The 14,891-nt window shown below is 65.2% G+C and carries 11 protein-coding genes and 1 pseudogene; 6 read left to right on the forward strand and 6 right to left on the reverse strand.

Going from position 1 to position 14,891, the window contains the following annotated elements; all coding sequences use genetic code 11:
- Positions 1-157 precede the first annotated feature (157 nt).
- A complete protein-coding gene (locus E3U47_RS20030) occupies positions 158-862 on the reverse strand; it encodes a DUF6602 domain-containing protein (RefSeq protein ID WP_124167914.1) in 705 nt (234 codons plus the stop codon).
- A 713-nt stretch (positions 863-1,575) separates the two neighbouring features.
- Here E3U47_RS20030 and E3U47_RS25030 point away from each other — a divergent pair.
- Together E3U47_RS25030 and E3U47_RS20035 are read left to right on the forward strand one after the other, a co-directional pair.
- Positions 1,576-1,713, forward strand: coding sequence for a hypothetical protein (locus tag E3U47_RS25030; RefSeq protein ID WP_167659510.1), 138 nt, complete (start codon positions 1,576-1,578; stop codon positions 1,711-1,713).
- Complete coding sequence (locus E3U47_RS20035) at positions 1,706-1,936, forward strand: hypothetical protein (protein WP_134693382.1); 231 nt, start codon at positions 1,706-1,708, stop codon at positions 1,934-1,936. Before E3U47_RS25030 ends, E3U47_RS20035 begins: the two co-directional genes overlap by 8 nt.
- A 197-nt stretch (positions 1,937-2,133) precedes the next feature.
- Here the strand turns inward: E3U47_RS20035 and E3U47_RS20040 are convergent, their stop codons facing one another.
- The 4 genes and pseudogenes from E3U47_RS20040 to E3U47_RS20055 form a co-directional block, all read right to left on the reverse strand.
- Positions 2,134-2,730: a hypothetical protein gene (locus E3U47_RS20040; protein WP_134693383.1), complete on the reverse strand. Its 597-nt coding sequence runs from the start codon at positions 2,728-2,730 to the stop codon at positions 2,134-2,136.
- Between the two features lie 230 nt (positions 2,731-2,960).
- Entirely contained in the window at positions 2,961-3,743 is a 783-nt protein-coding gene (locus E3U47_RS20045) for a hypothetical protein (protein ID WP_134693384.1), read from the reverse strand.
- A 77-nt stretch (positions 3,744-3,820) separates the two neighbouring features.
- On the reverse strand, positions 3,821-4,063 hold the full coding sequence (locus tag E3U47_RS20050) for a hypothetical protein (RefSeq protein WP_134693385.1): 243 nt from the start codon (positions 4,061-4,063) through the stop codon (positions 3,821-3,823).
- An 11-nt stretch (positions 4,064-4,074) separates the two neighbouring features.
- A pseudogene (locus tag E3U47_RS20055) lies at positions 4,075-4,555 on the reverse strand (hypothetical protein).
- Between the two features lie 328 nt (positions 4,556-4,883).
- Between E3U47_RS20055 and E3U47_RS20060 the strand changes: the two are divergent.
- The 4 genes from E3U47_RS20060 to E3U47_RS20075 all read left to right on the forward strand — a co-directional run bounded on the left by E3U47_RS20060 (position 4,884) and on the right by E3U47_RS20075 (position 13,333).
- The gene (locus tag E3U47_RS20060; RefSeq protein WP_134693386.1) at positions 4,884-7,874 is read left to right on the forward strand and encodes an autotransporter serine protease; all 2,991 of its coding nucleotides are present in this window, start codon (positions 4,884-4,886) and stop codon (positions 7,872-7,874) included.
- Between the two features lie 50 nt (positions 7,875-7,924).
- Positions 7,925-11,017: an autotransporter domain-containing protein gene (locus tag E3U47_RS20065; protein WP_372239533.1), complete on the forward strand. Its 3,093-nt coding sequence runs from the start codon at positions 7,925-7,927 to the stop codon at positions 11,015-11,017.
- 302 nt (positions 11,018-11,319) lie between these two features.
- Positions 11,320-12,132, forward strand: coding sequence for an alpha/beta fold hydrolase (locus E3U47_RS20070; protein WP_134693387.1), 813 nt, complete (start codon positions 11,320-11,322; stop codon positions 12,130-12,132).
- Entirely contained in the window at positions 12,125-13,333 is a 1,209-nt protein-coding gene (locus E3U47_RS20075; RefSeq protein WP_167659511.1) for a PAS domain-containing sensor histidine kinase, read from the forward strand. Before E3U47_RS20070 ends, E3U47_RS20075 begins: the two co-directional genes overlap by 8 nt.
- Positions 13,334-13,409: 76 nt before the next feature.
- Here E3U47_RS20075 and E3U47_RS20080 read toward each other — a convergent pair whose 3' ends face one another.
- The gene (locus E3U47_RS20080) at positions 13,410-14,867 is read right to left on the reverse strand and encodes a methylenetetrahydrofolate reductase C-terminal domain-containing protein (protein ID WP_134693388.1); all 1,458 of its coding nucleotides are present in this window, start codon (positions 14,865-14,867) and stop codon (positions 13,410-13,412) included.
- Positions 14,868-14,891 lie beyond the last annotated feature (24 nt).

The following is a 14,891-nucleotide window of genomic DNA, read 5'->3' on the forward strand; positions in this document are numbered from 1 at the left end:
TAGCATTTGAGGCAGCTGGGCGTAGCTCTCACTTGGCCTTCCGCAATTCCCGATTCGATTCCACTGAAAGCCATAACTAGCTGATTTGTCTATAGATACAGATATCCATAAAGGCATCGGTCAGCGATCTTTGTAGAGCTGATAGGCAGTGAAATTATCAAGAGATATACGCCTCCCACTGCACGCCACGCATTACTAAGCGACCAGTTACTTTTGAGAGTAACGCAAGCAAGCGAGCCAAACCCACCCCAGCTTCGTTGAAGAGAATGTATGCAGCAGTACCGTCATGACCAAATAGAACTCCGTCGTTCTTGATCAGAATCCCTTTTGTTAAATCTAAATAGACATCTGGCTGACCTGTTGCGGGCAGCTCTGTTAGTTTGCGCTCAATGACATCCAAAGCAGAGCCTCCATATGTTACAACAACATTCAATATCCTTGCATATGGCCAGTCTAGGTCGCCTAATTCAACTCCCTCTAATGTGCTTGGTACTAGCTTGTTCACGCTTTCAATATTGATCGCAATAGCGTCGAGAGTAGATGGGGAGATTTGGGTCTTAATTTCGAAAGTCGCTACAGTTCCCTCCTGAAATATAAGATCATGGCCGCTAGCAAAAGGTAGTCTTGGCATAGACCGCAACATCAGAACAATGTCTTGTTGTTTTGAACGCCCCCCGTTCGAGTCAATAATCATCCCACTCACAACGCTGGTCATTTCTGGGAGATGCGCAATGAGAAAATCTTGGATAAGGCGTTCGCGCGCCGACCCAGCGGTGGCAGAGTGACCTAGCACGTTGCTCATTTCATATTGAGCATTCAATGCTTTAACAGCTCCTTGGCAGTATTGGACTAGCGGTTTCATTCGGCAGCTCTTTTTTGGATTTGCGTGAGCCACGATTCTGTAGAAGTCTCGGAGGGACTGCAAATGGCTGTCAGTTGTTCTCTGCCAAGTGCAGCTATGGGTCGTTTTCTGTCGTCCCTCTCATAGCTTTCGGGGCGGGTGTGCGTAGCTCGCACTGGATCCTCCGCAAGTCCCGATTCGATTCCACTAAAAGCCATAACTAGCTGATTTGTTTATAGATACCCTATGAGGTACGTCAAGAAATCCACTAAATTCCAACCCCGCGAAAACCGGGCCCTCCCGACCAACAACCGTCCGTCTGTCTCCGTACTGTTCTTCGTAAACCTCAATCAAGCTTCGTTCAGCGGCGCCGAACCGGCCCTTTGGGTGGCGTTTACGTGTCCTTGAGTTTGTAGGCGGTTTCCCGCAGCATCCATCGCCTTTTTCCAGCCTTCCTAAGCTTGCATTAGCAGCCTCCAAGGCATAAATTCCCTCCGTCGCCGAAGCATCGGCGACGCGACCTTGGCCGGTCGGAATCGAAAGGCGCAACAGCGCCCAGTCTTCATCGCAGGCGCTTTTTTTGTGCCCGCGATGTCGCGTCATGGCGGTGGTGCGCGGGACACCTTCGGGTGTGCCGGGCCCCTTTCGTCCCGGTCGGCCAACCCGCGTACTGCTGCCACCTAAACTTGCTTGGCCGCGAGCGGTGGCAGTTCCACAACGAAAGGAACTCATGCATGACCACCAAGATACTGAGGATCCTCGCATCCGCTCTCCGCCGCCCAACCCGTGCGGCCACCCCATCCCCAACCTTCTACCCGATCGACAGCCAGTCCCTCGCCGAGCGCGCCAACCGCGAGGTGCGCCATGACTGACCATGAACGCATGTCTACCCTGCAAAGCTACGTCTGGACCCTCGAACTGCTAGGCGAGGCGCTGGTCCAGCATGACGAGGTGCTCGAGTGCGAGCACAACCCGCAACTGAGCTTCCGCAACACTGCGGGCATTCACCAGGCGATCCGGATCATCAGCCGGTTGGCCAGCGAGCAGTTCGGCAAGCTGGAGGCGATGAAGGAGGAGAGTGTTTCTGGGGATTGATGCTGCGGAGTATTGGGGCCGCTTTGCGGCCCTTTCGCGGCACAAGGCCGCTCCTACAGGTACGGCGTTAGCTTGAGATTCTGCGGAGTCCTGTGCCGATGCTACTTGCCCGCGAAGGGCTGCACAGCAACCTCGCTAGTGGCGATGAAGCGCTAACTGAGCAGGTCAGCATTTTCAACGCCCCCCCACATCAGGCCCTACCAGAACCACCCACCCCGAGCCAGCTCCTGCTCACAACTCCGATACTGCGCCCCAAACACCGAAGCCCGCGCCTGCACCTTCTGCGACACGTTCTTCAGCCACGGCTTGGCGTCGTAACTACGGTTGCGGTAGCCGCCCCAGCCTTCGTGGTAATTCAGGTACTGGCCATAGGCGTCCCACTTGGACGTGCCATTCACCCGCTGGCTCTTCTGCATGTACCAGCCCATGAAGTCGAGGGCGTCGGCGAAGTCGTCGCGGGCGGCGCCCCAGCCGCCGGCTTCGCGCTTGTAGTCGGCCCAGGTCTCGTCCTTGGCCTGGGCGTAGCCGTAGGCGGTGCTGACCCGGCCCCAGGGGATGAAGCCGAGGAAGTAATAGCGCGGCGGCAGGGCGTCGTGCTTGAACGAGGACTCCTGGTACATCATCGCCATCGGCACCTGCACCGGGGCGCCCCAGCGCGCCTGCATCTTCAACGCCGCCTCGTGCCACTTCGGCTTCTCGCGGAAGATTTCGCAGAGGTTCTCGGGGTTGGCGGGGGGCTTGGTGGCGCAGCCGGCAAGGGCCAGGAGCAGGGCTGGCAGCAAGGGCCGAAGCATGACGGGAGTTCCTTTTGCGAACGTCGGGGGTGCTGGCGCTTTATACCGTCTTTTCAGGCGCAGATGAATCAGCGGCTGCGGCGCAGTGTGATTGTGGGCAGGTGATTTTCTGAGCTGTGGGCTTGGGTGATTACGGGTCACGAAGCGGGTTCACAACCTCGGGCCCCCGGGGCCGCTTCGCGGCCCTTTCGCGACACAAGGCCGCTTCTACAGGGGGCGATGCAACGCGGTCAGCGGGTGCTCGCCTGCTCGATCAGCAATTGCCAGTTGCGGGCTTCCTGCCAGTCGCCGGCGAAGGGCAGTTGCAGCCAGTACGGGTGCTGGCCGGCGCTTTGCAACTGAACGTGCAGGGTAAAGCTGCGCACGGTGTCGTGGGTGGTGGTCGAGGTGGAGCGGGACTTGCCGCCGCCGATCATGCCGAAATGGTTGTTGAACGCATAGACGTTGCGCCAGCCGTGCTTGGTGGTGGTCTTGGTGGTGCTGCGGGTGACGGCCTGCTCGTCCACGCGCACCTGCTTGAGCACTTGTGGCGCGTCCATCAGGGCGTGGCGCTCGCCGGTTTCCGGGGCCAGCACATACAGCACGCGGCTGTCGGGGAACACCGCCAGCATGCGCCCGCCGCGGCAAACCCAGCGATACGGCCCCAGGGCCTGGTTGGCCAGAAACGCCTTGCCTTGCTCCATGCGCGTCGCATCGAGGGCGTGGCAGGCCTTGTCCAGCGCGCGTTGGCGCGGGTACCACAGCACCGACACCGGGTAATACAGCAGCCACAGCAGGCACCACAGCAACAGCGCATAGATCGGCCCGCCGATGTAATGGCCCTGCCACATCCACTTGAGCATCAGGTAGCCGCAGTAGGCCGTCTGCAGGCCCATGAAGGCCAGGGTGACCTGGCGCCTGCGCTGGCGCAGGCGGGCTTCGGCTTGCTGCACCTGGTCAAGGGCTTGGCTGAGCGGGGCTGGGGTGGCGGTGAGGTTGGTATCGGGGCTGGCAACGGCTTGTCGAAGGGGCATGGGGCATCCTGCACGTAGAGACAACGCGCCACTCTGGGCGCGGCGGGGCGGCAGTATACCTTGGCTAAAACCCTGGTTTATCCCTGCGAATGGAATCGCCGGCGCCTCACGAACAAGCCCACGCCCAGCGCCGTGGCAAAGACCGACAGCAGGCCCAGGTCCAGCACGAACCACCGGGTTTGGCTGAGCACCAGGCAGCCGACCGCACCGGCTACCATCAGCGCCACGCCAAGCCACTTGCGCAGTGGGTAGGGCTTGAGCAAGCGATCCAGCAGGCCATACAGCACCAAGGCCAGCAGCGCATAAATCAATTCGGTCACAGGCAGCGTCCTCAGGGCTTGATGATCAGGGTCGAGGTGGTGTGCTGCGGGCCAATGCCGCCGTTGACCTGCGCCTCGATACTGACCAGCACGTCGCCGGCATGGTAGGTGGGCAGGATGTCATTGGCATAGGCCCGCACCCCTGCGCCCACCGGCACCCCCACATTAGGAGGTGGCCACGGCACTGGTGGCGGCGGCGAACGCCGAGGCGGCCAGGTTGGCGACCTTGGTGCGCTGGGCATTGAGGGTGTCGCCCTGCTGGCGGGTCAGCGGCTTGGAGATGCCGACCTTCATCACGCACGGCAAGCCTTTGGCCAACATCTTGTCGTACACCTCGACGACCTTGCTGTTGACCTCGTAGTGGGCGTTTCTCGCTTCGCCGAAATGCAGCTCGCGCAGGCGCCCGCGCTCGCTGTCGGTCAGGGTGATCTGCGAGACGTTGAAGACGATCCCGTGATTGCCCATGTATTGGAAAGTCCCTTCGAACTTCATCTGCACGCATCCTTACGAGGCAAATGGCGATTTTCCATGACGCACGGTAGGCCGGCAAATGGTGGCATCTGGCTATTCCGTTGTCTGGCCGATTTATCTTCTGGGGGCTGCGCATACCGACGGGCGCGCCTTCCCCCGAAGCGATTTTTTTGCCGCGCAATCGCGAAAAAATATAGCTATCCCTTTCGCCTGACGCCGAAGTACCCTGCGCAGTGGCGGGCGACCGCCCCTTGCTCGATGGCCGGCGAATGCGTGGCCGGGCAAGGCCGTGACAACAGGTCGAACAGGAACGCTCGGCCCAACAACAAAAACAAGAGATGTCATCGACATGGATGTGAGATGTAATCAGCTCAAGACGCTGACGGCCACCCTGTGCCTGGCGTTCGCCCCCGCATTGCCGCTGACGGCTGCGGCGGCCTATCAAGAAGCCGGCCGTGCCGGCGACCCTGCCAGCTGGCGCTCGGCCGAATACCAGCAGGACTGGGGCCTGGAACGCATGCAGGCCAACCAGGCCTATGCCGCCGGCATCACTGGCGCCGGGGTTCGCATCGGCGCCCTGGACTCGGGGTTCGATGCCGCCCATCCCGAAGCCAGCCCCGGGCGTTTTCATCCCGTCACCGCCACCGGCCAGTACCTGGACGGCACGCCGTTCACGGTGTCCGGGGTGCTCAATGGCGCCAATGACAGCCATGGCACCCATGTCACCGGCACCATGGGCGCGGCGCGCGATGGCGTGGGCATGCATGGCGTGGCCTTCGATGCCCAGGTGTATGTGGGCAACACCAACAAGAACGACAAGTTCCTGTTCGGCACCGACCCGGATCCGCGCTACTTCAAGGCGGCCTATGACGCCCTGGTGGATGCCGGCGCGCGGGCCATCAACAACAGCTGGGGCAGCCAGCCCAAGGATGTCAGCTACCAGACCCTCGAGGGCCTGCGCGCGGCCTACGCCCAGCATTACCAGCAAAACACCTGGCTTGACGCTGCGGGCGACGTGGCGCGGCGGGGTGTGATCAATGTGTTCAGTGCCGGCAACAGCGGCTATGCCAATGCCAGCGTGCGCTCGGCGCTGCCGTACTTCCAGCCGGAGCTGGAAGGCCACTGGCTGGCGGTGTCGGGCCTGGACAAGAACAACCAGCAAAAATACAACCAGTGCGGCATCGCCAAGTACTGGTGCCTGGCTACCCCTGGCGCGGCGATCACCAGTACCGTGCCCGGTGGCGGCTACGCCACCTACAACGGTACCTCGATGGCCTCGCCCCATGCCACCGGGGCACTGGCCCTGGTCATGCAGCGTTACCCCTACCTGAACAACCAGCAGGCCCTGGAGGTGCTGCTGACCACCGCGCGCCAGCTCGATGGCTCGCCCACCCAGGGGCCCAGCGAGCGAGTGGGCTGGGGTGTTCCGGACCTTGGCCGGGCGTTGCACGGCCCGGGGCAACTGCTGGGCGAGTTCAACGTCAACCTGGGGCGTGGGCAGGGCGATAGCTGGAGCAACGGCATCTCCGACCAGGCCCTGGCGCAGCGCCAGGCCGAGGACGCCGCCGAGCGCCAGGCCTGGCAGCAGACCCTCAAGGATCGTGGCTGGGAGCAGGGCCTGGGCGTGGGGGCCAGCCAGCAGGATCGCAGCGACTATGCGTTGGGCATGGCCCGCGACGCGGCGGCCGCGCAGCGGGTCTACCAGGGCAGCCTGGTCAAGGCCGGGGCTGGCTGGCTGGAGCTGTCCGGCGACAGCAGCTACCGCGGGCCGACCCGGGTCGACGGCGGCTTGCTGGTGGTCAATGGCAGCCTGCAATCGGCGGTGACGGTCAACGCCGCGGGCACCCTGGGCGGCAGCGGGCGGGTCGCGGCCCTGACCGCCAGCGCCGGCGGCGTGGTGGCCCCGGGCAATTCCATCGGCACCCTGAATGTCGCCGGCAACCTGGACTTGCAGCCGGGCTCGACCTATCGGGTGGAACTCTCGCCCACGGCCAGCGATCGCCTGCTGGTGGGTGGCCAGGCCCGTGTCGCTGGCGCCAACCTGAGCCTGGCCCCCGAGGCGCGGCCGAACCTGCTGGCTGGTGGCCCGGTCGCCAGCCTGGTGGGGCAGCAGTTCGACATCCTGCAGGCGGCGGGTGGCGTCGATGGGCGCTTCGCCCAGGTGCAGCCCGACTACCTGTTCCTGGGGGCCGTGCTCGACTATTCGGCCAATGGCGTGCAACTGGATGTGACCCGCAGCGCGGCGACCTTCGACAGTGTCGGTGCCACGGCCAACCAGCGCGCCAGCGGTGGTGCCGTGGAGCGCTTGGGGCCGGGCAACCCGGTGTACGAAAGCCTGCTGCTGTCGACCTCGGTGGCCCAGGCCCAGGACGGCCTGCGCCAGTTGGCCGGGGAGATCTACCCGGCACTGGACTCGATGCTGCTCAGCCAGGGCGCGGTGCTGCGTGATGCCTTGGGCGAGCGTGTGCAAGCGGATGCCTTGCAAGCCAACACTGCCTCGAGCGAGGCGGGGGCGTCGCAGCTGTGGCTCAAGGGCCTGGGCAGTTGGGGGCGCATCGAGGGCGTGCAGGGCACCGAGTCCTACACCAGCTCCCTCGGCGGCCTGCTGCTGGGCCTGGACCGTGACTTCGACGCGCAGACTCGCGCCGGCCTGGCCGCCGGCTACAGCGACAGCTCCCTGGGCATGGGTGGCAGCCACTCGCGGGCCACGGTCGACAGCTACCACCTGGGCGGCTATGTGCGTCACGACATCGACCAACTGCGCCTGAGCCTGGGCGGCAGCTACAGCTGGCACCGTGCCGACGTGCGCCGCGACCTGGCCTATGCCGAGGTCTCCGGCCGCCAGCGCGCGCGGCTCGATGCGCGCAGCCAGCAGCTGTTCGCCGAGGCGGCCTATCGTCTGGGGTCGTCGGCGCTGCAACTGGAGCCCTTCGCCAACCTGACCTACCAGCACCTGCAGCGCGACAGCTTCGATGAAAAGGGCGACGCCGCGGCGCTGCATGCCGGCGATGAACAGCGCGATGCCTGGCTCAGCACCTTGGGCCTGCGTGGCCGTCAGCAATGGCAGCTGGGCCCGCAACAAGACCTGCAACTGGCGGCCAGCCTGGGCTGGCAGCACCGCCTGAGTGGTACCCAGGACAGCGAGCACCTGGCCTTCGCCGGCAGCGACCAGGCATTTCCGGTGCACACCGCGCCGGCCTTGCGCGACGCCGCGCTGGTGGGCTTGCAGGCACGCCTGGGCTTGGCCCGCGACCTGGACCTGAGCCTGGACTATCAGGGGCGCCTGGCCAGCCGTGAACAACAGCATGGCGCAGGGCTGAGCCTGCAATGGCGCTTCTGAGGCGTCGCGCGCCTGGCAAGACGGAGTTCGACCAACGCAGTTTTCCATCCATGCAGCTAAGGAAGGTTGTAGTGAAGCAAATCAGAAAGGATGACGGTGCACGTGGGCAGGGCGGGGCGCTGGTCCCACTGGGGTGGGCGTTGCTGGGTTCGGCGGCGTTGCTGGGCACGGCCCAGGCGGCGCCCTATGTCGAGAGCGGGCGCCTGGGGGATGCCAGCAGCTGGCGCAGCAGCGAGTTCAAGGCCGACTGGGGGCTGGGGGCGATCAACGCCGACAGCGCCTATGCCGCCGGCTACAGCGGCAAGGGCGTGAAGCTTGGGATCTTCGACCAGCCGGTCTACGCCCCGCACCCCGAGTTCGCCGGCAAGGACAAGATCGTCACCTTGGTCACCAGCGGCACTCGCCAGTACACCGACCCCTACATCAAGGTAAACGCCGGCGATGCCTTTCGCTATGACGGCAGCCCGTCGGTGGGCTCCGATGGCAAGCTCGGCTCCCATGGCACCCACGTCGGCGGCATCGCCGCCGGCAACCGTGATGGCGTCGAGATGCATGGCGTGGCCTTCGCCGCGCAGATCATCAGCGCCGACAACGGCGACCCCGGCCCCGAGGACGGCATCGTCCTGGGCAACGATGGCGCGGTGTACAAGGCCGGCTGGGACAGCCTGGTGAACAGCGGCGCGCGGATCATCAACAACAGCTGGGGCATCGGCATCACCGATCGCTTCGCCAAGGGCGGGCGCAATCCGGACTTCCCGCATTTCACCCTGGACGATGCCCGGGCGCAGTTCGCGCAGATCCAGCCGCTACTGGGCACCATGCCCGGCGGCGCCTATGACGGCGCCATCGCCGCTGCCCGCAGCGGCGTGCTGACCATCTTCGCCGCCGGCAACGACTACAACCTGAACAACCCCGATGCGATTGCCGGGCTGGGCTATTTCGTCCCGGAGATCGCCCCCAACTGGATGACCGTGGCGGCGTTGCAGCAAAACCCCGACACCAGCAGCGCCAACCCTTACGTCATCAGCACCTTCTCGTCTCGTTGCGGCTATACCGCAAGCTTCTGCGTCTCGGCCCCCGGCACGCGCATCTACAGCGCGGTGATTGGCGGCACCAGCCTGGCCGACCTGACCCAGGGCTACGCCAACAAGAACGGCACCTCCATGGCCGCGCCCCATGCCGCGGGCGCGGCGGCGGTGCTGATGGAGCGCTTCCCGTACATGAGCGGCGCGCAGATCGCCAGCGTGCTGCGCACCACCGCCACCGACATGGGCGCGCCGGGCATCGATGCCTTGTACGGCTGGGGCATGATCAACCTCGACAAAGGTATCCGTGGCCCGGCGATGCTGGTCACCGAGCAGGACATCCCCGAGGAATTGCGCATCGCCGGTGGCTACGGCCCGAGCCAGTTCGTGGCTGATTTGCCGGGTATCGGCGCGCTGGTGGACGCCGGCAGGCCCACTGAGCGGCGTTGCAACGGCCTGAGCTGCGGGCTCGACCTGTGGAGCAACGACATTTCCGGCCATGGCGGCTTGACCAAGCAGGGCATCGGCACCCTGGTGCTCAGCGGCAACAACACCTACTCCGGCCCGACCCTGGTCAACCAGGGGCGGCTGGCGGTCAATGGTTCGCTGCAATCGACGGTGACGGTCAACGACGGCGGCGTGCTCGGCGGCAATGGCCGGATCGGCGCGCTGGTGGTCAGCCGTGGCGGCGTGGTGGCGCCAGGCAATTCCATCGGCACCTTGCGCGTCAGTAACGACGTGACCTTCCAGCCGGGCTCGACCTATGCGGTGGAGGTGGACAGCACCGGCAGCGACCGCCTGGTCAGCGACGGCACGCTGGCCGTGGGCGGCGCCAACCTGGCCCTGGACCTGCAGAACCCCGGGGTTTCGCTGCAATCGCAGCAGGCCACCAGTCTGGTGGGGCGGCAGTTCGACATCCTCAGTGCCGCGGGCGGCGTGCAGGGCAGTTTCGCCGCCGTGCAAGCCAACGCCTTGTTCCTTGGCGGTGGCTTGGCCTACAGCGCCAATGGGGTGCAACTGGCGGTGCAGCGTAACGCCACGTCCTTCGCCAGTGTCGGCTTGACCGCCAACCAGCGTTCGCTGGCCGCGGCGGCCGATCGCCTTGGCGCGGGCAACCCGGTCTACGAGAGCCTGCTGCTGTCGGCCGATGCTGCCAGCGCCCAGCAGGCGTTCGATCAGTTGTCCGGGGAAATCCACCCAGCGGTGGGCAACCTGCTGCTCAACGACAGCCGCCAGGTGCGTGATGCCGTGGTCGAGCGCACCCGCCAGCAGCGCCTGGACGGCCAGGACAACGGCCTGTGGATCAAGGCCCTGGGCGCCTGGGGCAAGGCCGAGGGTGATTCCGGCCGGGCCCGCTACAGCAGTTCCATCGGTGGCATGCTGCTGGGTATCGACGGGCAGATCAGCGAGGACACCCGCATCGGCGTCTTCACCGGCTACAGCGACAGTTCGCTGAGCATGGGCGATGATCGTCACTCCTCGGCCAGCGTCGACAGCTACCACCTGGGCGCCTATGCCGGCAAGGAGCTGGAGCAAATGCGCTTGAGCGCGGGCGTCAACCACAGCTGGCACCGCATCGAGACCAAGCGCGAGTTGCACTACAACGAGGTCAGCGATCGCCAGAAGAGCAAGCGCGATGCGCAGAGCACCCAGGTGTTCGGCGAGGCGGCCTGGAAGCTCGACCTGCCCAGCGTGGCGCTGGAGCCGTTCGCCAACCTGGCCTATGTGCACATCGCCAGCGATAGCTTCACCGAGCACGGCGGCGCCGCCGCGCTCAAGGGCGGCGAGGACAACCGCGATGCCTGGCTCTCGACCCTGGGCATGCGCGCCGGCAAGCAGTTGCAATTGTCCAGCGGCCAGGCGGTTGAGCTGTCCGCCACCCTGGGCTGGCAGCACAACCTGAGCTCGACCGGGGCCGACCAGCACCTGGCCTTTGCCGGGCAGGGCGACACCTACAAGGTCCAGGCGCTGTCGCTGGACCGCGACGCGGCGGTGGTTGGCGCCCGGGCGGGCATCGCCCTGAGCCGCGAGGCCCGGGTCAACCTGGACTACAACGGTCTGCTGGGCAGCCGCGACAAGAGCCACGGGGTCGGCCTGACCCTGGATTGGGCGTTCTAAGCCCCGGCTGCGCAAGACCTTGCAGCGGCCCCGGTGATCGATCGAATGCCACCGATCACTGGGGCTGCGTTGCAGCCCTTTCGCGACACAAGGCCGCTCCACGCACGCCAAGGACGTGTGACGCCTTTGTACGCAAAATCCGCGCTCTTCCGGCCCATATCGCGTATGGTGTCAGCCAGATCTCCTTGGAAACACCCGGCCTGCCCCTCACGTCGAGCGCGGGCGCGCCTCGACCATTCTCACCCGCAGCATGGACCGCTCGGCACTGCTCAGCACAACGTTGCACGACATCGGGATAGGTAATGACCCTGCAAAAGCGTAACAACGTGCACATCGCTGGGAGCGGCAGTACCACCTTGATCCTGTCGCACGGCTTCGGCTGTGATCAGTCGATGTGGCGTTGCCTGCTGCCTCATCTGGTCACGCGCTTTCGCGTGGTCACCTACGACCTGGTCGGTGCCGGCCAGTCCGACCTTGCGGCCTACGCGGCGGAAAAATATGCGTCGCTCTGGGGCTATGCCACGGACCTCAACGAGCTGATCGAGGCATACGCCGTGGGGCCGGTGATCGTGGTCGGGCACTCGGTAAGCGCGATGATCGGCGTGCTGGCCGAGCGTCAGCGGCCCGGGCGGCTTGCCGGCCTGGTGATGATCGGCGGCTCGCCCTGCTACATCGATTCGCCGGGGTACACCGGTGGCTTTGCGCCAGATGAAATCCAGGCGCTGCTCACCACCCTCGATGACAACTACCTCGGCTGGTCCAGTTCCATGGCCCCGACGCTGATGGGCACGCCGGGGCAACCATTACTGCAGGCGGAGCTGACCAGCAGTTTCTGCCGTACCGACGCGCAGATCGCCCGGCACTTTGCCCGGGTCATCTTCCTTTGCGACCACCGCCAGGAGGTCAGCGGCCTGCCGGTGCCGACGCTGATCGTGCAATGCACGGGCGACCCGGTGGTGCCGCTGGCCGTGGGCGAGTACCTGCACCGTGTGCTCCCAGACAGCCAGCTGAGCCTTATCGACAACATGGGCCATTACCCGCAGCTGAGCGCCCCGGGAGCCTGCGCCGCGGCGATGGATGCGTTCTTTGCTGGCCATGGATTCGGCCATGGATGATGCCGCCTTGTTGTTCGATGAGTCGTTGTTCGAGCACGCGCCGTGCGGGCTGGTGGTCATGGCCGCAGATGGCACCGTGCTGCGCTGCAACCAGACGTTCAGCCAGTGGCTGGGGCATGATCCGGCGGCGTTGCAGGCGAGCAGTTTCGATCAGTTGCTGACGCCTGCGGGGCGGGCGTTCCAGCTCACGCACTGGGGGCCGTTGATGAACCTGCAGGGCTCGGTATCGGAGGTGAAGCTCGAGCTGCGTCACCGCGATGGGCACCTGCTGGCCATGCTGCTCAACGGCGTGCGGCGTGAAACCGCCGAGGGGGTGCGCTACCACCTGGCGCTGCTCGGCACCGGCGAGCGCGACCGCAACGAACGGGCGGCGCTGGTGGCCATGCAGCGCGCCGAAGAGCTGCTGGCGCAGAAAGTCAGCGCCGAGGCCGCCCTGCAACGGGCCCAGGCCGAACTTGCCGCGGCTTATGAAAACGCCGAGCGCCGCGCCATCCTCGCCGAGCAGATGGTCGCGGTCGCCAGCCATGACCTGAAGAACCCGATGACGGCCATCAAGATGGCGACCCAACTGCTCGAACGTGATGCCGACAGCGACCGGGCCCGGCGCTTGCTGGGCAGCATCGGCAGTGCCGCCGACCGGGCGCAGCGGATGATCGTCGACCTGCTGGACTTCGCCTCGGTCAGGCTAGGGCAGGGCATCCGCGTGACGCGCCAGCAGGTCGATCTGCGCCAGGCGGTGGACCAGTGCGTGAGCGAGCTCAGGGTGGCGTTCGCCCAGGCCGGTATTCGTCATTATTGGCGCGGGCATGGCACCTTCGAAGTGGATCAGGACCGCTTGCAGCAGATGCTCGGCAACCTGGTCGCCAACAGCGTGGCCTATGGCGACCTGGGCTTGCCAATCACCGTGACCACCGACCTGACCGACGAAGGCGCGACCTTGAGCGTTCACAATCACGGGCCGGCCATTGCTGATGCGTTGATCCCGACGCTGTTCGAGCCGATGACGCGAGGCAGCGAGCGCGAGGGGCCGCTGCGTTCGGTGGGCCTGGGCTTGTTCATCGTCAAGCAGATTGCCGAGGCGCATGGCGGCAGGATCGGCATGCGCTCGGATACGACCTATGGCACTACCTTCACCGTTTGGTTGCCGGCCAGGGGGGCTTTGCCCGGCACTGTTGCTGCCGGTGACGGGCGGGAACAGTAATCTGCCCCGTTCCTCCCATCCTCGCAGCGGGTGCGCCGGCTTCACCATTCCGACAACACAATTATCGACAGGCGTATTACTCGTTGAACTCTGGCGCAATGTCAGGTTGCCGGGAGGGCGCCTGAGAAGGAGATGCCTCGAACCACCCCGGCCACGAACTGCGCTGTCGGTTCTCCACCTGCACACAGGGAATCAGCCGCTCACGCAATACCTCGGTCCTGCCCACGCTCACCGCCAGCCGGTATTTGGCGCTGTGCACGCATTCTCGATCACCGAATTCGCAACGGTCCAGGCTGGTGCCGCCGCACGGCCCGTTTGCCAGCCCCTTGGGGCAGGTCTCGGGGCAGATGTACAGCGTGTCCTCCAGCCGGCAACTGCCACAGGTATCGCAGCCCACCATCGGCCGTTTGATGCGCCGTTCCAGCTGGTGCAGCCACTGCGCTGCCGTGGGGCTGGCCCATAGCGGTCGGGTCACGGCCCAGCCGAAGGCCTTGCTCAAGGCGGTGGTGCGGCTGAACAGCTGGTGGTGCATCGCCGACAGCAGGTGATAGCGAACCTTTTCCTTGTTGGATGCGGTGATCTGCCGCTGCCCGAGGCGCCAGGCGTGCCCAGGTGGATGGAAGGTGACCGGCGTCGGGCCAGGTGCATGCCAGGCCGCTTCCCAGGCCGGGGTCCAGTCCTGCAGTGAGCTGAACTGCGGCTGCAAGTGCTCGATGGCCTGCTCCAGCGCGTCGAACTGCGCCACCTCGTGAATGCCGGACAAGTGCACGCCGGCATAACCCATCAATTTCAGGCCGATCACCTGCAAGGCCAGGCGCTGGTTGGCGCGCTCCTTGGCGTAGGCCTTGGAAACCGCTGCCTCAGCGGCCAGCAGTGCGCGCATCGATGGCGTGACGGTCACCCCGGCGACATGCTCGAGCATCCCGGCACGGCCCTCGCTCAACGCCATGATACAGGCCATCAGCGGCTTGGGGTGGGGGTGGCGCTGCATCCAGTCGAAGGCTTCCTGATACTTATCGATATCGAAACCGAGCTGCAGGATGAACAGATCGGCGCCGGCGGCGAGTTTCTTTTCAGCCTTGCTGTACTGCGCGCCGCCTTCGGCCTCCTGGTACTTGAACGGGTTGAGCGCGGCGGCCAGCAGCCAGTGCGGGCGGGCCTGGCGGACGATCTGCAGGGCGGCGACCGATTCGAGGTAGCGCACCGGGCGTTGGCCGGGGACGTGGCCGGGCAGGCGGTCGCCGCTGAGCAGCAGCAGTTGGTCGAGGCCGGCGGCGTCCATGCGTTGCAACTGGGCGAGCAGGTCGCGGCGTTCGCGGTCCTTGCCGGAGAAGTGCAGCAGGGCTGGGGCGGGCTTGGCGAGGCTGGCGAAGGCGTCCAGCGGCGACATGTCCAGGGCGCTGCCGACGCGGTCGCCGATGGCCACGGTCAGCGGCCAGCCGCACAGCTGGGTGCGGGCCATGAGGGTGTCGAGGATGGCGAAACGCTCGGCGCTGGGCTTGGGCACGAATTCCAGGATGTGGCTCTTATACACAGCTGACGCTGCCGACGACCTACT

It is taken from the genome of Pseudomonas sp. RIT623 (genome assembly GCF_004519305.1).
In the GTDB taxonomy this organism is placed as follows: domain Bacteria; phylum Pseudomonadota; class Gammaproteobacteria; order Pseudomonadales; family Pseudomonadaceae; genus Aquipseudomonas.